This is a genomic window from Escherichia ruysiae (assembly GCF_031323975.1).
GTDB lineage: Bacteria > Pseudomonadota > Gammaproteobacteria > Enterobacterales > Enterobacteriaceae > Escherichia > Escherichia ruysiae.
Genome location: NZ_JAVIWS010000001.1, coordinates 4241575 through 4264046 on the forward strand (window position 1 = coordinate 4241575; position 22472 = coordinate 4264046).

Below are 22472 nucleotides of genomic sequence, written 5' to 3' on the forward strand. Positions count from 1 at the left end.
AATGTCGGCATTCCTCTCAGAATGCCGGACAATTTATGGGGGTTATAATCTAATCAAGGGATTAACGATTCTCAATGGACTGGCGTAATGTCCCCGCTTTGGCGTGAACGCTGCCACCTAAATAGCGCACATCGTCGATGACCCAACACTGGCCTTCCTGAATCATCAGCACCTCATCCTGCCAGCTCTGGTCGCCTTGTTTCAGATCCACGCGCAGCGGAATATTACGTGCATCGCGATTCGGGATGGTAGAAGCACTGGCGACGCGGGCGCTGTCTGGCAAGGTGGTACGACTGGAGAAGGGATCGCTGCTTAACAATTCGCGTTGGTTGTTATCGCGGCTGGCATCACTGAGCAGTGCCGCCAGTTTGTCACTCAAGTACGGACGCAGAGCGGTAATGTCGTTACTGCGATGCTGAATACGGTAGTCATAGAATTGCTGAGCCACGCTGTCAGGGCCGCCCTGGACGCAAGAACCTGTGCGGGAGCCGTTGTCTTTATAGGCTGGCGTGACGGTGGTGCAAGCACTGAGTAACAGTGCGCAAGGGATAAGCATGGTCAATTTGCTGTAGCGCATAATGATTTCCTTATAAGCGAACACCTTGAAAGCGTTCTACGATAATAATGATATCCTTTCAATAATAGCGTATCAGTCCGATAATGCTTTTGAGATCGAAGGCTTAGCAAACAAGGAGATCGATCATGCAATTTTCCACAACCCCAACACTTGAAGGTCAGACCATCGTTGAATATTGCGGTGTGGTGACGGGCGAAGCGATTTTAGGCGCCAATATTTTTCGTGATTTCTTTGCCGGTATCCGCGATATCGTCGGCGGTCGTTCAGGGGCTTACGAAAAGGAACTGCGCAAAGCCCGGGAGATTGCGTTTGAAGAATTAGGCTCCCAGGCACGGGCGCTGGGAGCGGACGCAGTGGTTGGCATTGATATCGACTACGAAACTGTCGGGCAAAACGGCAGTATGCTGATGGTCAGCGTCAGCGGAACGGCGGTGAAAACACGTCGATGAGAAGCGTTTTCTGGCTGGTTGCGGCGATCCTGTTACTGGCAGGGTGCGCAGGCGAAAAAGGCATTGTCGAGAAAGAGGGATACCAACTCGATACCCGACGCCAGGCGCAGGCGGCATATCCCCGTATTAAAGTGCTGGTGATCCACTACACGGCGGATGATTTCGACACGTCGCTGGCGACGCTGACCGATAAAAAAGTCAGCTCGCACTACCTGGTGCCAGCTGTGCCGCCGCGTTTCAACGGCAAACCGCGTATCTGGCAACTGGTGCCGGAGCAAGAACTGGCCTGGCACGCGGGGATCAGCGCCTGGCGCGGGGCGACGCGGATTAACGATACCTCTATTGGCATTGAGCTGGAAAATCGCGGCTGGCAGAAATCAGCGGGGGTGAAATATTTTACGCCGTTTGAACCAGCGCAAATTCAGGCGCTCATTCCCCTGGCGAAAGATATTATCGCCCGCTATCACATCAAACCAGAAAACGTAGTGGCACATGCGGATATTGCCCCACAGCGCAAAGACGATCCTGGTCCACTGTTCCCGTGGCAGCAACTGGCGCAGCAGGGGATTGGTGCCTGGCCGGATGCATCGCGCGTTAGCTTTTATCTGGCCGGGCGCGCGCCCCACACGCCGGTAGAAACCGCATCGTTGCTTGAGCTTTTGGCACGCTACGGCTATGACGTAAAACCTGAAATGACGCCGCGCGAACAGCAGCGAGTGATTATGGCGTTTCAGATGCATTTCCGCCCGACGTTATATAACGGCGAAGCGGATGCAGAAACTCAGGCGATTGTCGAAGCGTTGCTGGAGAAATATGGTCAGGATTAGCGCGGCAGTTTTCCGTGGTCGCGCAGCCAGGCGGCAGTTTGCTCAATACCTTCATTTAGCGTGATGATCGGCTGATAACCTAACTCTTCCTGCGCACGCGTGATATCCAGCGTAAAGTCAAAATTCAACTTGGAGACGCCGTAATGGGTCAGCGGCGGCTCTTTTGCTGACTTGCGTCCTAAACGCTCCATACTGCGGGCAATCATATCCAGCATCGGGTAAGGCACCGACCGGATACGGCAATCAATGTTCAGTTCGTCGATCAGTTTCTGTACGATGCTGCGCAGAGTGCGATGTTCGCCGTTGGTAATGTTGTACGTACGACCAGAAGGCAACTTATCGCACGCTTCCTGACTCGCCAGCCACATAGCGTGCACGGCATTTTCATAGTAGGTCATATCGACCAGCGCGCTGCCGCCGTGGGGTAACAGGATGCTGCCGTAGTGGTGCATCATATGCGCCAGACGGGGAATAAAAACTTTATCGTGCGGGCCGAACAGACTTTGGGGGCGCAGAATAGTAAAGCGCGTTTGTGGGTTGGTCTGCGAAAGCATATTGATCACCTCTTCGCTGGCGGCTTTGCTGCGGGCAAATTCGTTGGCGAAGCGGTGAGGGCGAAAATCTTCTTTGATATCGCGATGGTGGTGATAGTCGAAGTACAGGGAGGGTGAAGAGATATGAATAAAATTACGTACACCCCAGGCGACAGCCCATTCGCCCAGGCGGCGAGTGGCGCGAACGTTTGCCAGATCGAAAGCCTGCTGCGTTCCCCATGGCGAGGTAAAGCTGGAACAGTGCCACAGTGTATCAATGCCTGCGAGCATCACCTTCGCCTGCGATGAGACCAGCTCAGTCAGATCCGCATGGACAAACTCTGCACCTATTTTTTCCAGCAATTTGCCCATCGCTTCGTTGCGACCGGTTGCTCTCACACTGATGCCTTTCCGGCATAAAAACTCAACCGCGTTTCGACCTAAACCGCTGGTGGCGCCGGTAACCAGTACCTTCATATCATTCCACTGTTGTTGATAAAACGACGAGCGCATTCTTCCGTGATTTCCTCCTTGATGCAATGGGAAACGTGAAAGAATAACGCAGGTTTTTTTCGATTAATCTGTGCTTTGTTCTGCAAGTCTGGCGATTCGTTTTGCCATGCCGCGAAAAATAAACAGATGCGCTGGGATCATCAGTAGCCAGTAAAACAACCCTGGCATACCGTGAGGATGCCAGAAGGCGCGTACATCAATAGTGCGATAGTCGCCTTTATCTTCCAGAGTAAAACACAGTCTTCCCAGCCCCGGCGCTTTCATGCCAAATAACAGGGTAAGTTGTTTTTCCGGTTCGACGATAATCACTTTCCAGCTATCCACCGCATCGCCTGTTTGCAGATATTCCCGTGCGGGGCGACCTTTCGCCAGTTTGTGACCTATCGCGCGATCCATTAGCGCCCGGGTCTGCCACAAAATATTGCCAAAGAAATAACGCTCTTTACCGCCGATTTGATTCACCACCTGCCATAAAGCCTGAAGGCTGGCGGAAGTTTTAACGGTAAACCCCGCCTGTTTGGCGAAATAACCGTATTCTGGTCGCCAGCGGGCAAAGGCCTGAGCGTCGTATCCCCAGTCGCTGGAGTTGACCAGTTTTTCTTCCTCTTTCAACGTGCTACGTACCGCATCATCGAAAGCGATCAGCGGTTGTGGAATGAGTGCACGTAACGCGGTGTCATCTGCTAACAGATCGTGTTTCAGCCCCTGAATCAACGCTTTGGCGGTGGTGGGCGGTACGGAAGTAATCACATTGAGAAACCATACCGAAATCCAGCGGGTGGGAAAGGGGATGGGGATCAACCAGCGGCGCTTACCGCTTACGGTCATAAAATGTTCAAATTGTTGTTGATAACTGAGCACCTCTGGTCCGGCAGCTTCGAAGATGCGGTGTTCGCTGGCCGGATGATCTAACAGCGCCACCAGATAGTGCAGCAGGTTTTCCAGCGCGATGGGCGTGGTGCGTGAACGAACCCAGCGCGGCGGGGTTAGCACCGGCAGGTTGTATACCATATCGCGCATGACTTCGAACGCCGCTGAACCTGCGCCAACGATAATTCCGGCACGCAATTCGGTCACCGGGACACCCGCTTCACGAAGAATGTCCGCCGTAGCCTGACGGGCGCGCAGATGGTCTGACTGCTCATGTGGCGGGGCTTGCAGTGAACTGAGGAAGATTAATTGCTTAACCGGCACTTTGCGCAGCGCATCGCGGACGTTGAGAGCCACCTGGCGCTCCTGCGCGATAAAATCGCCGCCTTCGCCCATGCTGTGCACCAGAAAATAGACGGTATCGATATCCTGCAATAGTGCCGGTAGGTTATCCGGCCAGCTAAGATCGACTTTATGGCAACTGACATTAGCCAGTTGCAGCTTCGAAAGTCTGTCGACGTGACGTGCCGCCGCCAGGATCTGATGCCCATGCTGGCTGAGTGTGCGCACCAGATGCTGACCAATGTAGCCACTGGCACCGAGAACTAAAATGCGTTGCGGCACGTCTCTCTCCTTAACGCGTCAGGAAAGCGCGCCAGTGGGCGGCGACTTCCGCCAGTTGTTCGCGCGAGACGTCAAGATGCGTCACCAGGCGGACAATCGGCGAGGCGTTGATCAGTACGTTTCGCGCTTTCATGTATTCACCTAACGCGGCAGCATTTTCTTCCCCGACGCGGACAAACAGCATATTAGTGTCCTGACGCATCACATCCGCGCCTGCTTCACGCAACTGTTCCACCATCCAGGCGGCGTTGTCGTGGTCTTCCTGCAACCGCGCGACGTTATTTTTCAGCGCATACATCCCGGCGGCAGCCAGAATGCCGGACTGGCGCATCCCGCCACCTGTCATTTTCCGCCAGCGGATGGCGCGTTTAATGTAATCACGATTACCGACGAGTAATGAACCGACTGGCGTCCCAAGACCTTTCGACAGGCAAATGGTGAACGAATCACAATATTGCGTGATCTCTTTCAGTTCGCAGCCGTAAGCTACTACGGCATTAAAGATGCGCGCGCCGTCAACGTGTAGCGCCAGATTACGCTCGCGGGTAAATTCCCATGCCTGTTTCAGGTATTCACGCGGCAGCACTTTGCCGTTGTGGGTGTTTTCCAGACTGAGTAATTTGGTGCGGGCGAAGTGAATATCGTCGGGTTTGATTTTCATCGCCACTTTATCCAGCGGTAGCGTGCCGTCGGCAGCAGCGTCGATGGGTTGCGGCTGAATACTGCCCAGCACCGCAGCGCCACCGGCTTCAAACAGATAATTATGCGCGGCCTGACCGACAATATACTCTTCGCCACGTTCGCAGTGACTGAGCAGAGCGACCAGGTTAGCCTGGGTGCCGGTCGGCAGAAAGATGGCGGCTTCTTTACCGGAAAGCTCTGCGGCGTAGTCCTGCAAAGCATTAACGGTAGGGTCGTCTCCGTAAACGTCGTCCCCTACCGGGGCGGCCATCATCGCTTCGAGCATGGCGCGGCTCGGTCGGGTTACGGTATCACTGCGTAAATCAATCATGGCATGTCCTTATTTATGACGGGAAATGCCACCCTTTTTACCTTAGCCAGTTTGTTTTCGCCAGTTCGATCACTTCATCACCGCGTCCGCTGATGATCGCCCGCAGCATATACAGGCTAAATCCTTTGGCCTGCTCGAGTTTGATTTGCGGCGGAATGGCTAACTCTTCTTTGGCAACCACCACATCCACCAGCACCGGGCCGTCGATGGAGAAGGCGCGTTGCAGTGCTTCATCGACTTCAGACGCTTTTTCTACGCGAATACCCGTAATGCCGCACGCTTCGGCAATGCGGGCAAAGTTGGTGTCGTGCAGTTCGGTGCCGTCTGTCAGGTAGCCTCCGGCTTTCATCTCCATCGCCACAAAGCCCAGCACGCTGTTGTTAAAGACGATAATTTTCACCGGCAGTTTCATCTGCACTACTGACAGGAAATCGCCCATCAACATGCTAAAACCGCCATCGCCGCACATGGCGACCACCTGACGTTCCGGCTCCGTCGCCTGAGCACCCAGCGCCTGTGGCATGGCATTAGCCATTGAACCGTGGTTAAACGAACCTAACAGGCGACGCTTGCCGTTCATTTTCAGATAACGCGCTGCCCATACTGTTGGCGTACCTACGTCACAGGTAAAGATGGCGTCATCGGCGGCAAAATGACTGATTTGCTGGGCCAGATATTGCGGGTGAATGGCTTTCTCGCTCGGTTTAGCTAAATCGTCCAGCCCTTTTCGGGCATCGCGGTAATCTTCCAGCGCCTTATCGAGGAACTTGCGATCGGTTTTTTCTTCCACCAGCGGCAGCAATGCACGCAGAGTCGATTTGATATCGCCGACCAGTGCCATATCCACCTTGCTGTGTGCGCCAATGCTCGCTGGGTTGATATCAATCTGAATAATTTTGGCATCGGTCGGGTAGAACGCGCGGTAGGGGAACTGGGTGCCGAGCAGCACTAACGTGTCGGCGTTCATCATGGTATGAAAACCTGATGAGAAGCCGATTAATCCCGTCATTCCGACATCATACGGATTGTCGTATTCGACATGTTCTTTACCGCGCAGGGCATGGACGATTGGCGCTTTAATTTTTCCGGCAAACTCGACTAACTCTTTATGCGCCCCCGCACAGCCGCTGCCGCACATCAGGGCGATATTGCTGGAGTAACGCAGCAGTTGCGCCAGTTTGCGTAACTCTTCTTCTTCCGGTGTGACTACCGGCTGTGGCGCATGATACCAGTGCGAGGTCGCCCCTTCTGGCGCAGGTTTTAACGCCACGTCGCCCGGTAAAACGACAACGGAAACGCCACGGTTAAGCACCGCTTTGCGCATGGCAATCGCCAGCACTTGTGGGATCTGCTCCGGGCTGGAAACCAGCTCGCAATAGTGACTACATTCGCGGAATAACTCTTGCGGGTGGGTCTCCTGGAAATAGCCGCTGCCAATTTCGCTGGAAGGGATGTGGGCGGCAATCGCCAGTACCGGAACGTGATTACGATGACAATCGAACAGGCCGTTGATTAAGTGCAGGTTGCCGGGGCCGCACGATCCGGCACAGACCGCCAGTTCTCCCGAAAGCTGGGCTTCAGCGCCAGCGGCAAAGGCCGCGACTTCTTCATGGCGAGTAGGCATCCACTCGATAGTGCCCATGCGATTAAGACTGTCGCTAAGACCGTTCAGAGAGTCACCCGTGACTCCCCAGATGCGTTTCACGCCTGCCGATTCGAGTGTTTTGGCGATATAAGCTGCAACCGTTTGTTTCATGGTTCTCCGTCTCCTGAATGTGATAACGGTAACAAGTTTAGTAGATGCTGCCTGTTGCGCTGGCTGAATACTGATATTTCTGTTGCTTTTAATCCGGGAATCGCCAAGGCTGATGCGAATGGCATTTTTACGATAAAAGGAGTTAATTCAGATGGTTACACCAATGTTAAATGCAGTGAACCGGATGCTGACGCATGAGGATTTTGGCAAATTATTGTTACGCCTGGCGGTGGGAGGATTGATGCTTTTCCACGGGATACATAAGTTATTTGCCGGAATTGACGGTATTAGTGGAATGCTGGTTGCAAAAGGTTTTCCTGGCTTTACTGCCTACGGCGTACTGATTGGGGAAGTGGTTGCGCCGATATTGATTATATTCGGTATTTTGACGCGACCTGCCGCATTGGTTATCGCCCTGACAATGGTCGTGGCGTGGTTGATGGTGGGAATGGGAAAAACAGGGATGCTGGATAAAACCGGAGCCTGGGCGATTGAAAGCCTGGTTTATTTCTTTATTGCAGCTCTCGCCGTCGCTTTTCTTGGTGCCGGACGTTATGCCGTGGCGGGTAATTCTGCCTGGCGATAATTCCTTAAAAAATGCCCGGCTAAGTTTGCCGGGCATTAAACTTTAGGCGAGCACCATATCCCCCTGCGGATGACATGAACACGCCAGTACGTAACCTTCAGCGATTTCGGCGTCGGTCAGCGTCATGGTGCTGCTCACCGTATATTCACCGGAAACCACTTTTGTCTTACAGCAGCCGCAAACACCCGCACGGCAGGCGGCGACAACCGGAACTTTGTTGCTTTCCAGCGCCTCCAGCAGCGTGGTGCCAACCGGTGCGTAAAATTCTTGCGCCGGTTGCAGTTTGGTGAATTTCAGACCGCTGGTCGCCGCTTCCGCCACTGGCGTAAAGAATTTCTCTTTAAAGAAACGTGTCACGCCAAGCGTCTTCACTTCCTGTTCCACCCAATCCATATACGGCGCCGGGCCACAGGTCATCACAGTACGCGAAGCCAGGTCAGGAACGCTTGCCAACAGTTCGCGAGTGAGACGCCCAGCGATAAAGCCCTCACTGACGTTATTTTCTGCCACCAGCGTCACCGGATAATTACGCCACTCATCGGCGAAAATGACGTCCTGCGGCGTACGCACGTTGTAGATCACCTGTACATCTGCCTGCGGACGATTTTTCGCCAGCCAGCGACGCATCGACATAATCGGCGTGACGCCGCAGCCGGCCGCCAGTAACAGGAATTTATCTTCAGATTTATCGTCGCAGGTAAATTCCCCCATCGCGTCCGAAAGCCAGAGATAGTCACCGCGTTTCACTTCGCGGGTCAGCCACTGGGAACCGACACCGTCATCAATCCGCCGCACGGTCAGGGTGATGTATTCACTCACACCAGGTGTGGAGGAGATGGTATAAGCACGCAGCGTTTCGGCTGAGTTTCGCACGCTGACCAGCGCATATTGCCCGGCGCGATACGGATAGTAATCGTGGCAAATCAGGGAAATCGTCCACACATCCGGCGTTTCTTGCTTAATGTGATGAACCTGCATCCGCCACGGGCATTGATTCGTTGGCATCGTCATCGACAAACTCCTTACGCGCTCAACAGTTGCTTCATGTCTTCTTCAACAGTGGTGATAGAACGCAGGCCGAATTTCTCATTCAGCACCGCCAGCAGGTCTGGGGTCAGGAAGCCAGGTGCAGTCGGGCCGGTGACGATATTTTTCACGCCCAGAGAAAGCAGTGTCAGCAGAATGACAATCGCTTTCTGTTCAAACCAGGAGAGCACCAGCGACAACGGCAGATCGTTGACACCGCATCCCAGTTTTTCTGCCAGCGTTACCGCCAGAATAATCGCCGAGTATGCATCGTTACACTGACCGGCATCCACCAGACGCGGCAGACCTTCGATATCGCCAAACTCAAGTTTGTTAAAGCGATATTTACCACAGGCGAGGGTCAGGATCAGGCAGTCATCCGGCACGCTGGTGGCGAAATCGGTGAAGTAGTGACGTTCGCCGCGTGCGCCGTCACAGCCGCCAAGCAGGAAGATATGACGCAGTTTTTCGCGGCTGACCAGATCAATCAGCGTATCCGCCGCGCCAAGCAGCGTCTGGCGACCAAAGCCCACATTGATCAGGTGCGGAATTTCGCTGTACGGGAAGCCCGCCATTTGTTGCGCCTGGGCGATAACCGCAGAGAAATCTTCGCCATCCAGATGACGCACGCCCGGCCAGCCAACAATACTGCGGGTCCAGATACGATCGTCATAAGCGCCCACGGTTGGGTCGATGATGCAGTTAGAGGTCATCACGATGGGACCAGGGAAGCGAGCGAACTCAACTTGTTGATTCTGCCAGCCGCTGCCGTAGTTACCGACCAGATGTTTGAATTTACGCAGTTCCGGATAGCCATGCGCTGGCAGCATTTCGCCGTGGGTGTAGACGTTAACGCCCGTGCCTTCGGTCTGTTCCAGCAGGTTGTAGAGATCTTTGAGATCGTGACCGGAAATCAGGATGCATTTACCCGCCGTCGCTTTCACGTTGACCTGAGTTGGCGTCGGGTGACCATATTTACCGGTTTCGCCTGCATCCAGAATGCTCATCACTTTGAAGTTCATCTGACCGATTTCCATTGAACATTCGAGAAGTGCGTTCATATCGGAAGGCCACGTCCCCAGCCATGCCATGATTTTATGGTACTGGGCGTAAATATCGTTGTCGTATTGACCGAGAACATGCGCGTGTTCCATATAGGCTGCCGCACCTTTCAGGCCATACAGGCAGAGCAGACGCAGGCCGAGAATGTTTTCGCCAATCGCCGCTTTATCTTTGTTCGGAGTAAATTCTGCTGCCTGACGTTGCAGTTCGCCGAGATCGTCGCTCGCCAGTTGTAAGTCCGCCATCGGATTATCGACGTGGGCGTTGGCATCTACAGCCAGGCATTGCGCTTTCAACGCCTCGCGCAGGGCAATCGCTTCACGAGCGTAGCCGACAATACGCGGAGAATCGAAGTTAACGTTGGTCAGGGTTGAGAAAAATGCGCGTGGCGCAAAGCTGTCTACATCGTGGTTGATGATGCCGTATTCACGCGCTTTAACCGCCCAGGCCGAAAGCCCTTGCAGCGCCGCGATGAGTAAATCCTGAAGGTCAGAGGTTTCCGCCGTTTTACCACACATCCCCTGCGCGTATGAGCAGCCGTTTCCTGCCGGAGTACGGATAGTTTGTTCACATTGCACACAAAACATGATCACACCTTTTAAAGTTATATTTAATATACATGTTTAAGGTTAAGACGCTTAACGCGGGGATAAAAGGGATTTTTCATGCAACTTTAAGGGAGATTGATTTAGCGCAATTTTGGCGGCAGAGATCTACCGCCAGAGAGGTATTACGCAGAGAAAAGGGCGATCAGAATTGGCACTAACAGGCTAAGAATAAAACCGTGAACAATCGCCGCCGGGACCATATCCAGCCCGCCTGTCCGCTGAAGCACGGGTAGGGTGAAATCCATTGATGTGGCACCGCACAAACCCAGTGCCGTTGAGCGACTGCGACGGATAAGACCGGGGATGAGCATAATGGCGATTAGCTCACGAGCCAGATCATTAAAAAACGCCGCGCTTCCGATTACCGGCCCAAAAGATTCGGTCAACAAAATACCGGAAAGAGAATACCAGCCGAAACCGGAGGCCATTGCCAGCGCGGTATTGATGGGGAGATCAAGAATAAAGGCGTTAATTAAGCCACCAATTAAAGAACTGGCAACCACCACTACAGCGACAATCATTCCCCGGCGATTAAGGACAATCTGCTTTAAGGTCATGCCATTATTGCGTAGCTGAATACCGACGAGGAAAAGTAACAGAATTAAGGTGTATTCGCTGGCTTCAGTGGCGTGTTGTAAGAAACCTAATCCGCTAAGGCCAATGGCAAAACCAATTACGACTACGCCGCACAGTTTTAGCGACTCCAGCGCCATCGCAATACGTGACGGGAGTTTTTCTTGCTGATGGTGATTACGCCACGGCAAACCGCGCTCCAGCCACATAAGGGCGGCAATATTACACAGTAAAATAACGGTAATACTGACGGCAGAATAATGCAGAATCGCCAACAGGTTACTGGCGAGGTTATCGAGAAACGCCAGACTGATACCCATAAAAAAGAGAATAAGGTAAACCATCCAGCTTAATAGCTGATTAATAACTTTTAATGCAGCTTTTTGGCGAAGCGGAATGAGGTAACCCACAATCAGGGGAACCAGAATGATTAACAGCCCAGAAAACATGAAAACCCAGTCCTTGCAAAGAAAGAAGTCGAAATGCGCGATGACACACTACTGAAAGCGGAAGGACGAGTAAAGTTGCAATTAAAAGGAAATGTTATGCACAAGAAGGGGACTGCGTTGAGCTTAAAGATCTCGTCATTCTATTTGAGAGCTTAACATTGTTGCACTCCTTTCATGTGCAATGCCATATAAAGCCACTGGTGCAAGGAGCGCGCAGGGGGCGGCCAGTCGCCGCCGCCCCCTGCACCCCCGGGCTCTGGCGAACAAAATCGCCGCTGCGCGGTGCCTTCAGCTTATCCCCTTCGGCTACCGGGTCGGGCGCGAGGTAACGTCCCTGTAAGACGCGCCCTCAGCCCACATCCATGTGGGCTGCCCCGGCCTTCGGGGAACGCTTCAGCGATTTTGACGCCACCAACACCCGTGCGGTTTGTAACGTCGAAGATAAAACAATCAGGGCAGATAAAATGCCAATGCTAATTAATCACGTTTTTCCAGCAGAGTACGGTAAATCAGACCACCGATAATACCGCCGACAATTGGCACCACCCAGAAGAACCACAGTTGTTCTAATGCCCAACCGCCCTGGAAGATAGCAACCGCAGTACTGCGCGCCGGGTTAACGGAAGTGTTAGTCACCGGAATACTGATTAAGTGAATCAGTGTTAATGCCAGACCAATGGCAATGGGTGCAAAACCCGCCGGAGCGTATTTGTCGGTTGCACCGTGGATCACCAGCAGGAAACCCGCACTCAGTACCAGTTCAACCACCAGTGCAGAAAGCATGGAATAACCGCCCGGTGAATGCTCGCCATAACCGTTAGAAGCAAAACCGCTGGCTGCCGCGTCAAATCCAGCTTTGCCGCTGGCAATTAAATACAGCAATGCCGCCGCCACAATACCGCCGACAACCTGGGCAATCACATAGCCAACGACTTCTTTTGCCGGGAAACGACCGCCAGCCCATAAACCAATAGTGACTGCCGGGTTAAAATGACCACCAGAAATATGACCGACAGCGAAGGCCATGGTCAGTACGGTCAGACCAAAAGCCAGCGCGACACCAGCAAAACCAATGCCTAATTCCGGGAACGCTGCTGCCAGCACTGCGCTACCGCAGCCACCAAATACAAGCCAGAAAGTACCAAAACATTCAGCTGCTAATTTTCTGAACATATCCACCTCAATTAAAAATTGACCCTGTGAAAAATATGGTCGTTTTATAGGGTCGTCGTAAAAAAGTGACGACAGAAATAATGCGTGGGTATTTTAAAAACGAAGGCGAGTCATTCGCCAGATAAATAAATCCAGTAATTTTGATTTAGGGCAATAGTCAGTTCCCTCATATAGTCATTTGCCTGATTGACATTGTAGTGCAAACAACTGAATTAAGCCTTTGGTGGTAACAAAAATAATTCATAAGCTAATTATTTGATTTCGTTGTTTTTTCAGGGGGATCGTTAAGAGGGTATATAACACAATTATTCGCTCATTTTTCAGTCATTTGCCATGCTTAATTGTGCTGTCATCACGTATTGTCACCGTCTTTCTCGTTATACTGCCGGAGTAGAAGATAAATAACATATTTCTGGAGGGGATATGATTCTTGAGCGCGTTGAAATTGTGGGTTTTCGCGGTATCAACCGTTTATCGTTGATGCTGGAACAAAACAATGTCCTGATTGGGGAGAACGCGTGGGGTAAATCCAGCTTGCTGGACGCTTTAACCCTGCTGTTATCGCCAGAGTCAGATCTCTACCATTTTGAGCGCGACGATTTCTGGTTTCCGACGGGAGATATCAATGGGCGGGAACATCATCTGCATATCATTTTGACCTTCCGCGAATCGCTGCCAGGCCGGCATCGGGTGCGCCGCTATCGTCCGCTGGAAGCGTGCTGGACGCCGTGCGCCGATGGCTATCACCGTATTTTTTATCGCCTGGAAGGGGAGAGTGCGGAAGACGGCAGTGTGATGACACTCCGCAGTTTTCTCGATAAAGACGGACATCCGATTGATGTCGAGGATATTAACGATCAGGCACGCCATCTGGTGCGTTTAATGCCGGTGCTGCGCTTGCGTGATGCCCGTTTTATGCGCCGTATTCGTAGTGGCACGGTGCCAAATGTCCCCAATGTGGAAGTCACCGCACGCCAGCTCGATTTCCTCGCCCGTGAGTTATCCTCGCATCCACAAAATCTCTCTGATGGGCAGATTCGTCAGGGACTTTCGGCAATGGTGCAACTGCTTGAGCATTATTTCTCTGAGCAGGGAGCCGGACAGGCGAGATATCGTTTAATGCGGCGGCGAGCCAGCAATGAGCAACGAAGCTGGCGATATCTGGATATCATCAACCGGATGATTGACCGGCCCGGAGGTCGCTCGTATAGGGTTATTTTGCTCGGCCTGTTTGCCACTTTATTGCAGGCAAAAGGTACATTACGGCTGGATAAAGACGCCCGTCCATTATTGCTGATAGAAGATCCAGAAACCCGTTTACACCCCATTATGCTTTCCGTTGCCTGGCATCTGCTGAATCTTCTGCCATTGCAACGTATTGCTACAACCAACTCTGGCGAGCTGCTTTCGTTAACACCGGTAGAGCATGTTTGCCGTCTGGTGCGTGAATCTTCTCGCGTTGCCGCCTGGCGTCTGGGGCCGAGTGGCTTGAGTACTGAAGATAGCCGACGCATATCCTTTCATATTCGTTTTAATCGTCCGTCATCGCTGTTTGCTCGCTGCTGGTTGCTGGTGGAAGGGGAAACAGAAACCTGGGTTATCAATGAACTGGCGCGCCAGTGTGGACACCATTTCGATGCCGAAGGGATCAAGGTCATTGAATTTGCCCAGTCCGGGCTAAAGCCACTGGTTAAATTTGCCCGGCGAATGGGGATTGAATGGCATGTACTGGTCGATGGCGATGAAGCAGGGAAGAAATATGCCGCTACGGTACGCAGCCTGTTGAATAACGATCGGGAAGCTGAACGAGAACATTTAACGGCGTTACCGGCGCTGGATATGGAACATTTTATGTATCGCCAGGGATTTTCCGATGTGTTCCACCGCGTGGCGCAGATCCCGGAAAATGTGCCGATGAATCTGCGCAAAATTATCTCGAAGGCGATCCATCGCTCTTCCAAACCCGATCTTGCCATTGAAGTGGCAATGGAGGCCGGCCGTCGTGGTGTGGAATCCGTACCGACGCTGCTGAAAAAAATGTTCTCACGCGTGCTGTGGCTGGCGCGCGGTCGGGCAGATTAACCGCGAAACATCGTTGCCATCTGTGGCTGAATGGCGTCGAGCATCTCATAGCGCCGACGGTATTCAGCTCGTTTTTTACTGGCGATTTCGGCAACTTCTTTTCGTGCTATCAGTGCCGGAAGGCGGTAATGGCGTTCAGCATCACATACGCCGCCAACCGATTCCCAGAAAGCGTTGTAATCTGCATGGATCTTGCCTTCTTTATCGCGATAACGCAGGCTGCGGTAAATATGCGTTTCATTACTGACGGCAATGATTTGCTCTACCTGTAAACGTTGGGCAAACAGGCAGGCCGCTTCCATCACGAGGCGTTTTGGAAATAGCCCGTGGCAGGCTTTCGTCGCATTCTGAATTTCCTGATGCGGAATTTCCCATTTCGCACCTTGCAGTCCACCAATAAACATCGTTCTTTTCCCCTGATATTCACACAGGGTAAAAGTGATCTCTGCCAGAGGAATACCTTCACTGTTGCGGAACAGGATTGTGCTGTCACCTTCTTTATCCATTGAGATCATCATGGTCAGCTCAAGCGTGAACGGCTCACCATTTTTACCTTCCAGCTTCGCCAGTTGCAGGCCGGGGGTATTCAAATATAAGCTGAATTCTTCTGCCGACATACACGCACGCAGCAATGCATAATGGTAACGTAGTGCCTCGAGTAATTGCTTACGGCTAAGATTGGCGGCAAGGTAAGGGCGATGCAGACGAACAGGCAGTCGCGGCTGGCGTGTTAACAGCGTATTGAGATTAGGCCAGTGGGATAGTTCGTTCATCCATTCAACGCTTAAGCGCGGCATAATCAACGAGCGCAGCAAAAATTTCTGACGAAAGCTACGTCGGTGCCAGAATTTACCTGGTCGACACTGTCCGCGTGCCAGACTAAGAAAAAGAGACAGGCTGCTGAGAGATTCAGATGGCGTAAAGGACCGTTCAGTTAGCTGCGACATATTCATGAAATCAATGGTTATACATGACGCCGATTTCACCATTGCGTATCTTAACCAAACATCAATAGTGTGATTACTAACGTAAATTTTAGGGTTTTGTTGATATTTCGTTGAAGTTGATGACCCGGATTGGCATATGGAGTATTCAGAATATTTATGAAAAATCGGAGAACCGTGAAGAAACGTTACGTTATTGCGCTGGTGATAGTCATCGCCGGGCTGATTGCGTTATGGAGAATTCTCAACGCGCCCGTGCCGACTTATCAGACACTGATTGTTCGCCCCGGTGATTTGCAGCAAAGCGTACTGGCGACCGGAAAGCTGGACGCGCTGCGTAAGGTTGACGTGGGCGCGCAGGTTAGCGGTCAGTTGAAAACGCTGTCGGTGGCGATTGGCGATAAAGTTAAAAAAGATCAGCTTTTAGGGGTTATTGATCCTGAGCAGGCTGAAAACCAGATCAAGGAAGTGGAAGCAACACTGATGGAGCTGCGCGCGCAGCGGCAACAGGCGGAAGCGGAGTTGAAACTGGCGCGGGTGACGTATTCACGTCAACAACGTCTGGCGCAAACGCAGGCGGTTTCACAACAGGATCTCGACACCGCCGCGACGGAGATGGCTGTGAAACAGGCGCAAATCGGCACTATTGACGCGCAAATCAAGCGCAATCAGGCCTCTCTCGACACCGCTAAAACCAATCTTGATTACACCCGCATCGTTGCCCCGATGGCCGGGGAAGTCACGCAAATCACCACTCTGCAAGGTCAGACGGTGATTGCCGCACAACAAGCACCGAACATTCTGACGCTGGCGGATATGAGCACCATGCTGGTAAAAGCGCAGGTTTCTGAAGCGGACGTCATTCACCTGAAGCCGGGGCAAAAAGCCTGGTTTACGGTGCTTGGCGATCCGCTGACGCGCTACGAAGGGCAGATTAAAGACGTGCTACCGACGCCGGAAAAGGTTAACGACGCCATTTTCTACTATGCCCGTTTTGAAGTCCCAAACCCCAATGGTTTGCTGCGACTGGATATGACCGCACAGGTTCATATTCAGCTCACCGATGTGAAAAACGTGCTGACGATCCCTCTGTCAGCGTTAGGCGATCCGGTTGGTGATAATCGTTATAAGGTTAAATTGTTGCGTAATGGTGAAACACGCGAGCGTGAAGTGACGATTGGCGCACGTAACGATACCGATGTTGAGATTGTCAAAGGGCTGGAAGCGGGCGATGAAGTGGTGATTGGTGAGGCCAAGCCAGGAGCTGCGCAATGACGCCTTTGCTCGAATTGAAGGATATTCGCCGCAGCTATCCCGCTGGGGATGAGCAGGTCGAGGTGCTGAAGGGCATCAGCCTTGATATTTATGCCGGTGAGATGGTGGCGATTGTCGGCGCTTCGGGTTCTGGTAAATCGACCCTGATGAATATTCTCGGCTGCCTGGATAAAGCCACCAGCGGCACCTATCGCGTTGCCGGTCAGGATGTTGCCACACTGGACGCCGATGCGCTGGCGCAACTGCGCCGCGAGCATTTTGGCTTTATTTTCCAGCGTTACCATTTGCTTTCGCATTTAACCGCCGAGCAGAACGTTGAAGTACCCGCCGTCTATGCCGGTCTTGAGAGGAAACAGCGACTGCTACGCGCCCAGGAGTTACTGCAACGACTGGGGCTGGAAGACCGCACAGAATATTACCCTGCGCAGCTTTCCGGCGGTCAGCAACAGCGCGTCAGTATCGCGCGGGCATTGATGAACGGCGGGCAGGTGATCCTTGCCGATGAACCGACCGGCGCACTGGACAGCCATTCTGGCGAAGAGGTCATGGCGATCCTGCATCAGTTACGCGATCGCGGGCACACGGTGATTATTGTCACCCACGATCCGCAGGTCGCTGCTCAGGCCGAGCGGGTGATCGAAATTCGCGACGGCGAAATCGTGCGCAATCCGCCCGCTATTGAAAAGGAGAATGTTGCTGGCGGGACGGAGCCTGTAGTCAAAACGGCGTCTGGCTGGCGGCAGTTTGTCAGCGGTTTTAACGAGGCGCTGACGATGGCGTGGCGGGCGCTGGCAGCGAATAAAATGCGTACTTTACTGACCATGCTGGGGATTATTATCGGTATTGCGTCGGTGGTTTCTATTGTCGTGGTGGGCGACGCCGCCAAACAAATGGTGCTGGCGGATATTCGTTCTATTGGTACGAATACTATTGATGTCTATCCCGGGAAAGATTTTGGCGATGACGATCCGCAATATCAACAGGCGCTTAAATACGACGACTTAATCGCTATTCAAAAACAACCGTGGGTCGCCTCTGCCACCCCCGCTGTCTCGCAAAACCTGCGCCTGCGTTATAACAATGTTGATGTAGCTGCCAGTGCCAATGGCGTGAGCGGCGATTATTTCAATGTCTATGGCATGACCTTCAGCGAAGGCAACACCTTTAATCAGGAGCAACTCAACGGTCGCGCGCAGGTCGTCGTTCTCGACAGTAATACCCGCCGTCAGCTTTTCCCGCATAAAGCGGATGTGGTTGGCGAGGTGATTCTGGTTGGTAATATGCCAGCGAGGGTCATCGGCGTAGCGGAAGAAAAACAGTCGATGTTTGGTAGCAGTAAAGTGCTGCGCGTGTGGTTGCCTTACAGCACGATGTCCGGGCGAGTTATGGGACAGTCGTGGCTTAACTCAATTACCGTAAGAGTGAAAGAAGGCTTTGACAGCGCCGAGGCGGAACAGCAACTGACGCGTTTGTTGTCGCTGCGTCACGGCAAAAAGGATTTCTTCACCTGGAACATGGACGGCGTCTTGAAAACCGTCGAAAAGACCACACGTACTTTACAACTGTTTCTGACGCTGGTGGCGGTGATTTCGCTGGTGGTTGGAGGCATTGGTGTAATGAACATTATGCTGGTGTCAGTGACCGAGCGAACGCGGGAAATTGGCATTCGCATGGCTGTGGGGGCGCGAGCCAGCGATGTACTGCAACAGTTTCTGATCGAAGCCGTGCTGGTTTGTCTGGTGGGTGGCGCGTTGGGGATCTCTCTTTCGCTGTTAATCGCTTTCACCTTGCAGCTTTTTTTACCCGGCTGGGAAATTGGCTTTTCTCCGTTGGCGCTGCTGCTGGCGTTTCTTTGCTCGACCATTACCGGGATTTTATTCGGCTGGCTGCCTGCGAGAAATGCGGCACGGCTGGATCCAGTGGATGCTCTGGCGCGAGAGTAGTATTTGAGATAAAAATGCCAGCCGATCGGGCTGGCATTTTGCCTGTAGGATGTACACAATGAGACAGAAGAGCTATGCGACTGCCGCTTCTACTTCGACGGGCACAATAACACTGGCATGATTGCCTTTTGGCCCCTGGTGGACATCAAACTGAACGGATTGCCCAGCTTTTAGCGTTCTGTAACCATCCATCTGGATGGTGGAATAATGAGCGAAAATATCTTCGCCGCCGCCTTCAGGGCAGATGAAACCAAACCCTTTGGCATTGTTGAACCACTTAACAGTACCCTTTTCCATGCTTCGACATCCTTCGCAAATCTTATACAAGTAAGATGGAATAAACCGGGGTCAGAGAGGGGGCAGTTCAAAACCTCGCCAACTCTAGAAATACAATTTAGAGAAATAGGGCGAGTCGTCAAGCGTTTGACAGGGGCCAGGGGGTAGGTATGCATCAAAAATTTGAAGCAGTTAACGCTATTGACAGTAACGTGACTGATGTCGCTGATGCCAACGATAGATGATACTTATCTATTATGTGGAGTAGATTGGTCAGGCAAATAAGCTCTTGTCAGCGGCAGAGCGTTCTGCCGATAACCGTAACCGAAGATGATAACTGACAATGGGTAAAACGAACGACTGGCTGGACTTTGATCAACTGGCGGAAGAAAAAGTGCGTGACGCGCTAAAACCGCCATCTATGTATAAAGTGATATTAGTCAATGATGATTACACTCCGATGGAGTTTGTTATTGACGTGTTACAAAAATTCTTTTCTTATGATGTAGAACGTGCAACGCAATTGATGCTCGCTGTTCACTACCAGGGGAAGGCCATTTGCGGAGTCTTTACCGCCGAGGTTGCAGAAACCAAAGTGGCGATGGTGAACAAGTACGCGAGGGAGAACGAGCATCCATTGCTGTGTACGCTGGAAAAAGCCTGAATGCAGGCATAAAAATTGGGGGAGGTGCCTATGCTCAATCAAGAACTGGAACTCAGTTTAAACATGGCTTTCGCCAGAGCGCGCGAGCACCGTCATGAGTTTATGACCGTCGAGCACTTGTTACTGGCATTGCTCAGTAATCCGTCTGCTCGGGAGGCGCTGGAAGCATGTTCCGTGGATCTGGTGGCGCTCCGTCAGGAACTGGAAGCCTTTATTGAACAAACCACACCCGTTCTGCCTGCCAGTGAAGAGGAGCGCGACACACAGCCGACGCTGAGTTTTCAGCGTGTACTGCAACGTGCGGTCTTCCATGTTCAGTCCTCCGGTCGCAGTGAGGTTACCGGTGCGAATGTTCTGGTTGCTATCTTTAGCGAACAGGAGTCACAGGCGGCGTATCTGTTGCGCAAACATGAAGTCAGCCGTCTCGATGTGGTGAACTTTATTTCTCATGGCACGCGTAAAGACGAGCCATCTCAGTCTTCTGAACCAGGAAACCAGCCGAGCAGTGAAGAACAAGCTGGTGGGGAGGACCGTATGGAGAATTTCACGACTAACCTGAACCAGCTTGCACGCGTGGGAGGAATCGACCCGCTGATTGGTCGTGAGAAGGAACTGGAGCGCGCCATTCAGGTTCTCTGTCGCCGCCGTAAAAACAACCCGCTGCTGGTCGGGGAGTCTGGCGTCGGTAAAACCGCCATTGCGGAAGGTCTTGCCTGGCGTATTGTTCAGGGCGATGTACCGGAAGTGATGGCTGACTGTACGATTTACTCCCTCGATATCGGTTCTCTGTTAGCGGGCACCAAATATCGCGGCGACTTTGAAAAACGTTTCAAAGCATTGCTTAAACAACTTGAGCAGGATACAAACAGCATCCTGTTTATTGATGAGATCCACACCATCATCGGCGCAGGTGCAGCCTCTGGCGGTCAGGTGGATGCAGCTAACCTGATCAAACCGTTGCTCTCCAGCGGTAAAATTCGCGTAATTGGTTCGACAACCTATCAGGAGTTCAGCAACATTTTCGAGAAAGACCGTGCTTTGGCGCGTCGCTTCCAGAAAATTGATATTACTGAACCGTCGATCGAAGAAACTGTTCAAATCATCAACGGCCTGAAACCGAAGTACGAAGCGCACCACGACGTGCGTTATACCGCGAAAGCGGTGCGTGCGGCGGTAGAGCTGGCGGTGAAATACATAAACGATCGTCATCTGCCGGATAAAGCGATTGACGTTATCGACGAAGCGGGCGCTCGCGCACGCCTGATGCCGGTAAGCAAGCGCAAGAAAACGGTCAATGTGGCGGATATTGAGTCCGTGGTAGCCCGTATTGCGCGTATTCCAGAGAAGAGCGTTTCTCAGAGTGACCGCGATACGCTGAGAAACCTCGGTGATCGCCTGAAAATGCTGGTCTTCGGTCAGGATAAAGCCATTGAGGCGCTGACTGAGGCTATCAAGATGGCGCGTGCGGGTTTAGGCCACGAACATAAACCGGTCGGTTCGTTCCTGTTTGCTGGTCCAACTGGGGTCGGGAAAACCGAGGTGACGGTACAGCTTTCCAAAGCCCTGGGCATTGAGCTTTTACGCTTTGATATGTCCGAGTATATGGAGCGTCATACCGTCAGCCGCCTGATTGGTGCACCTCCGGGATACGTTGGTTTTGATCAGGGTGGTCTGCTGACCGATGCGGTGATCAAACATCCGCACGCGGTGCTGCTGCTGGACGAAATCGAGAAAGCGCATCCGGACGTATTCAACATTCTGTTGCAGGTGATGGACAACGGCACGCTGACCGATAACAACGGACGCAAGGCAGATTTCCGTAACGTGGTGCTGGTGATGACCACCAACGCCGGGGTACGTGAAACCGAGCGCAAATCTATTGGCCTTATCCACCAGGATAACAGCACCGATGCGATGGAAGAGATCAAGAAGATCTTTACGCCAGAGTTCCGTAACCGTCTCGACAACATTATCTGGTTCGATCATCTGTCAACCGACGTAATCCATCAGGTGGTGGATAAATTCATCGTCGAGTTGCAGGTTCAGTTGGATCAAAAAGGTGTTTCTCTGGAAGTGAGTCAGGAAGCACGTAACTGGCTGGCCGAGAAAGGTTACGACCGGGCAATGGGTGCACGTCCGATGGCTCGCGTCATTCAGGACAACCTGAAAAAACCGCTCGCTAACGAACTGCTGTTTGGCTCGCTGGTGGACGGCGGCCAGGTCACTGTTGCACTGGATAAAGAGAAAAATGAGCTGACCTACGGGTTCCAGAGTGCGCAAAAGCACAAGGCGGAAGCAGCGCATTAATCTGATGGTGTAAAGCCTTTTAAGTAGGTTGATAAAGTCCGTAATCCTGTATGGGGTTACGGACTTTTTTGTTTGTGAGGTGAGGGCGGTTGTAACCCTAATTTCTATGGTTGCTGTAACTTATTGATAATTAACGCTGCTGGAAGGCAAGGATAAAAAAGGGTGGCAGCAGGGAAATTGGATAGTTTTACTTTATTAACAACGGGCTAAACGTGTAGTATTTGAGTTCACTGCCGTACAGGCAGCTTAGAAATACGTCCTGACCGATCTTCTCTTTACCATCCTGTTCACTGCCGTACAGGCAGCTTAGAAACGGACCTGAAATACCAGTGTCTTATTCTCC

The 22472-nt window shown here is 52.3% G+C and carries 20 protein-coding genes and 1 CRISPR repeat array (1 of these 21 running past the window's edge); of the genes, 9 read left to right on the top strand and 11 right to left on the bottom strand.

From position 1 onward, the window contains the following. Nucleotides 1–61: 61 nt before the first annotated feature. Entirely contained in the window at nt 62–577 is a 516-nt protein-coding gene (locus RGV86_RS20345; RefSeq protein WP_010347551.1) for a lipoprotein, read from the bottom strand. Between the two features lie 125 nt (nt 578–702). On the opposite strand from RGV86_RS20345, the gene RGV86_RS20350 reads away from it, so the two are divergent. After that, on the top strand, nt 703–1026 hold the full coding sequence (locus tag RGV86_RS20350) for a heavy metal-binding domain-containing protein (RefSeq protein WP_001160737.1): 324 nt from the start codon (nt 703–705) through the stop codon (nt 1024–1026). Continuing rightward, the gene (gene amiD / locus RGV86_RS20355) at nt 1023–1853 is read left to right on the top strand and encodes an N-acetylmuramoyl-L-alanine amidase AmiD (protein WP_001258030.1); all 831 of its coding nucleotides are present in this window, start codon (nt 1023–1025) and stop codon (nt 1851–1853) included. Before RGV86_RS20350 ends, amiD begins: the two co-directional genes overlap by 4 nt. On the opposite strand, the gene RGV86_RS20360 is transcribed toward amiD, so the two are convergent. From RGV86_RS20360 to poxB, 4 genes are all read right to left on the bottom strand, one after another. Then, a complete protein-coding gene (locus RGV86_RS20360; protein WP_024191085.1) occupies nt 1850–2863 on the bottom strand; it encodes a 3-beta-hydroxysteroid dehydrogenase in 1014 nt (337 codons plus the stop codon). The genes amiD and RGV86_RS20360 overlap by 4 nt on opposite strands. A 99-nt stretch (nt 2864–2962) precedes the next feature. Next, entirely contained in the window at nt 2963–4393 is a 1431-nt protein-coding gene (locus RGV86_RS20365) for an SDR family oxidoreductase (protein WP_085460564.1), read from the bottom strand. A gap of 10 nt (nt 4394–4403) precedes the next feature. After that, a complete protein-coding gene (gene ltaE, locus RGV86_RS20370) occupies nt 4404–5405 on the bottom strand; it encodes a low-specificity L-threonine aldolase (RefSeq protein WP_085460565.1) in 1002 nt (333 codons plus the stop codon). Nucleotides 5406–5442: 37 nt separating this feature from the next. Next, a complete protein-coding gene (poxB, locus tag RGV86_RS20375; protein WP_085460566.1) occupies nt 5443–7161 on the bottom strand; it encodes a ubiquinone-dependent pyruvate dehydrogenase in 1719 nt (572 codons plus the stop codon). Nucleotides 7162–7312: 151 nt separating this feature from the next. Between poxB and RGV86_RS20380 the strand changes: the two genes are divergently transcribed. After that, nucleotides 7313–7747 carry a DoxX family protein gene (locus RGV86_RS20380; RefSeq protein ID WP_085460567.1) on the top strand — a complete coding sequence of 145 codons (435 nt, stop codon included), beginning with the start codon at nt 7313–7315 and terminating at the stop codon, nt 7745–7747. 42 nt (nt 7748–7789) lie between these two features. Here RGV86_RS20380 and hcr read toward each other — a convergent pair whose 3' ends face one another. The 4 genes from hcr to aqpZ all read right to left on the bottom strand — a co-directional run bounded on the left by hcr (nt 7790) and on the right by aqpZ (nt 12638). Next, nucleotides 7790–8758, bottom strand: coding sequence for an NADH oxidoreductase (hcr, locus tag RGV86_RS20385; protein ID WP_000178649.1), 969 nt, complete (start codon nt 8756–8758; stop codon nt 7790–7792). Between the two features lie 11 nt (nt 8759–8769). After that, nucleotides 8770–10422 (bottom strand): hydroxylamine reductase, encoded by a 1653-nt coding sequence (gene hcp / locus RGV86_RS20390; protein WP_085460568.1) that lies wholly within the window; start codon nt 10420–10422, stop codon nt 8770–8772. A gap of 143 nt (nt 10423–10565) precedes the next feature. Beyond that, nucleotides 10566–11465, bottom strand: coding sequence for an L-lysine exporter LysO (gene lysO / locus RGV86_RS20395; RefSeq protein ID WP_085460569.1), 900 nt, complete (start codon nt 11463–11465; stop codon nt 10566–10568). A gap of 477 nt (nt 11466–11942) precedes the next feature. Next, on the bottom strand, nt 11943–12638 hold the full coding sequence (aqpZ, locus tag RGV86_RS20400) for an aquaporin Z (protein ID WP_010347562.1): 696 nt from the start codon (nt 12636–12638) through the stop codon (nt 11943–11945). Nucleotides 12639–13061: 423 nt separating this feature from the next. Between aqpZ and RGV86_RS20405 the strand changes: the two genes are divergently transcribed. Then, a complete protein-coding gene (locus RGV86_RS20405; RefSeq protein ID WP_000599824.1) occupies nt 13062–14720 on the top strand; it encodes an ATP-dependent endonuclease in 1659 nt (552 codons plus the stop codon). On the opposite strand, the gene RGV86_RS20410 is transcribed toward RGV86_RS20405, so the two are convergent. After that, on the bottom strand, nt 14717–15673 hold the full coding sequence (locus tag RGV86_RS20410; protein ID WP_137598424.1) for a VirK/YbjX family protein: 957 nt from the start codon (nt 15671–15673) through the stop codon (nt 14717–14719). The two genes, RGV86_RS20405 and RGV86_RS20410, sit on opposite strands and share 4 nt — an antisense overlap. 150 nt (nt 15674–15823) lie before the next feature. Here RGV86_RS20410 and macA point away from each other — a divergent pair, with 150 nt between their 5' ends. Further along, a complete protein-coding gene (gene macA, locus RGV86_RS20415; protein ID WP_000797455.1) occupies nt 15824–16939 on the top strand; it encodes a macrolide transporter subunit MacA in 1116 nt (371 codons plus the stop codon). Further along, the gene (gene macB, locus RGV86_RS20420; protein WP_000188131.1) at nt 16936–18882 is read left to right on the top strand and encodes a macrolide ABC transporter ATP-binding protein/permease MacB; all 1947 of its coding nucleotides are present in this window, start codon (nt 16936–16938) and stop codon (nt 18880–18882) included. The genes macA and macB overlap by 4 nt, the downstream gene beginning before the upstream one ends. 72 nt (nt 18883–18954) lie before the next feature. On the opposite strand, the gene cspD is transcribed toward macB, so the two are convergent. Continuing rightward, entirely contained in the window at nt 18955–19179 is a 225-nt protein-coding gene (cspD, locus tag RGV86_RS20425) for a cold shock-like protein CspD (protein WP_000410785.1), read from the bottom strand. Between the two features lie 149 nt (nt 19180–19328). Between cspD and RGV86_RS20430 the strand changes: the two genes are divergently transcribed. The 3 genes from RGV86_RS20430 (at nt 19329) to clpA (ending at nt 22129) form a co-directional block, all read left to right on the top strand. Then, the gene (locus RGV86_RS20430; protein ID WP_212741843.1) at nt 19329–19403 is read left to right on the top strand and encodes a hypothetical protein; all 75 of its coding nucleotides are present in this window, start codon (nt 19329–19331) and stop codon (nt 19401–19403) included. A 98-nt stretch (nt 19404–19501) separates the two neighbouring features. After that, nucleotides 19502–19822, top strand: a complete 321-nt coding sequence (gene clpS / locus RGV86_RS20435; RefSeq protein WP_000520781.1) for an ATP-dependent Clp protease adapter ClpS — start codon at nt 19502–19504, stop codon at nt 19820–19822. 30 nt (nt 19823–19852) lie between these two features. Beyond that, nucleotides 19853–22129, top strand: a complete 2277-nt coding sequence (clpA, locus tag RGV86_RS20440; RefSeq protein ID WP_000934072.1) for an ATP-dependent Clp protease ATP-binding subunit ClpA — start codon at nt 19853–19855, stop codon at nt 22127–22129. A 225-nt stretch (nt 22130–22354) separates the two neighbouring features. Then, nucleotides 22355–22472: direct repeats of the CRISPR family, unit length 28 nt; unit sequence GTTCACTGCCGTACAGGCAGCTTAGAAA (it continues 930 nt past the right edge of the window).

Bases quoted from the DNA above. Each gene is read 5' to 3' on its own strand.
- RGV86_RS20345 (WP_010347551.1), bottom strand. From the start codon at position 577: ATGCGCTACAGCAAATTGACCATGCTTATCCCTTGCGCACTGTTACTC.
- macA (WP_000797455.1), top strand. From the start codon at position 15,824: ATGAAAAATCGGAGAACCGTGAAGAAACGTTACGTTATTGCGCTGGTG.
- clpA (WP_000934072.1), top strand. From the start codon at position 19,853: ATGCTCAATCAAGAACTGGAACTCAGTTTAAACATGGCTTTCGCCAGA.
- RGV86_RS20410 (WP_137598424.1), bottom strand. From the start codon at position 15,673: ATGAATATGTCGCAGCTAACTGAACGGTCCTTTACGCCATCTGAATCT.
- poxB (WP_085460566.1), bottom strand. From the start codon at position 7,161: ATGAAACAAACGGTTGCAGCTTATATCGCCAAAACACTCGAATCGGCA.
- clpS (WP_000520781.1), top strand. From the start codon at position 19,502: ATGGGTAAAACGAACGACTGGCTGGACTTTGATCAACTGGCGGAAGAA.
- amiD (WP_001258030.1), top strand. From the start codon at position 1,023: ATGAGAAGCGTTTTCTGGCTGGTTGCGGCGATCCTGTTACTGGCAGGG.
- lysO (WP_085460569.1), bottom strand. From the start codon at position 11,465: ATGTTTTCTGGGCTGTTAATCATTCTGGTTCCCCTGATTGTGGGTTAC.
- cspD (WP_000410785.1), bottom strand. From the start codon at position 19,179: ATGGAAAAGGGTACTGTTAAGTGGTTCAACAATGCCAAAGGGTTTGGT.
- hcr (WP_000178649.1), bottom strand. From the start codon at position 8,758: ATGACGATGCCAACGAATCAATGCCCGTGGCGGATGCAGGTTCATCAC.
- macB (WP_000188131.1), top strand. From the start codon at position 16,936: ATGACGCCTTTGCTCGAATTGAAGGATATTCGCCGCAGCTATCCCGCT.
- ltaE (WP_085460565.1), bottom strand. From the start codon at position 5,405: ATGATTGATTTACGCAGTGATACCGTAACCCGACCGAGCCGCGCCATG.
- RGV86_RS20405 (WP_000599824.1), top strand. From the start codon at position 13,062: ATGATTCTTGAGCGCGTTGAAATTGTGGGTTTTCGCGGTATCAACCGT.
- RGV86_RS20350 (WP_001160737.1), top strand. From the start codon at position 703: ATGCAATTTTCCACAACCCCAACACTTGAAGGTCAGACCATCGTTGAA.
- RGV86_RS20380 (WP_085460567.1), top strand. From the start codon at position 7,313: ATGGTTACACCAATGTTAAATGCAGTGAACCGGATGCTGACGCATGAG.
- RGV86_RS20360 (WP_024191085.1), bottom strand. From the start codon at position 2,863: ATGAAGGTACTGGTTACCGGCGCCACCAGCGGTTTAGGTCGAAACGCG.
- aqpZ (WP_010347562.1), bottom strand. From the start codon at position 12,638: ATGTTCAGAAAATTAGCAGCTGAATGTTTTGGTACTTTCTGGCTTGTA.
- hcp (WP_085460568.1), bottom strand. From the start codon at position 10,422: ATGTTTTGTGTGCAATGTGAACAAACTATCCGTACTCCGGCAGGAAAC.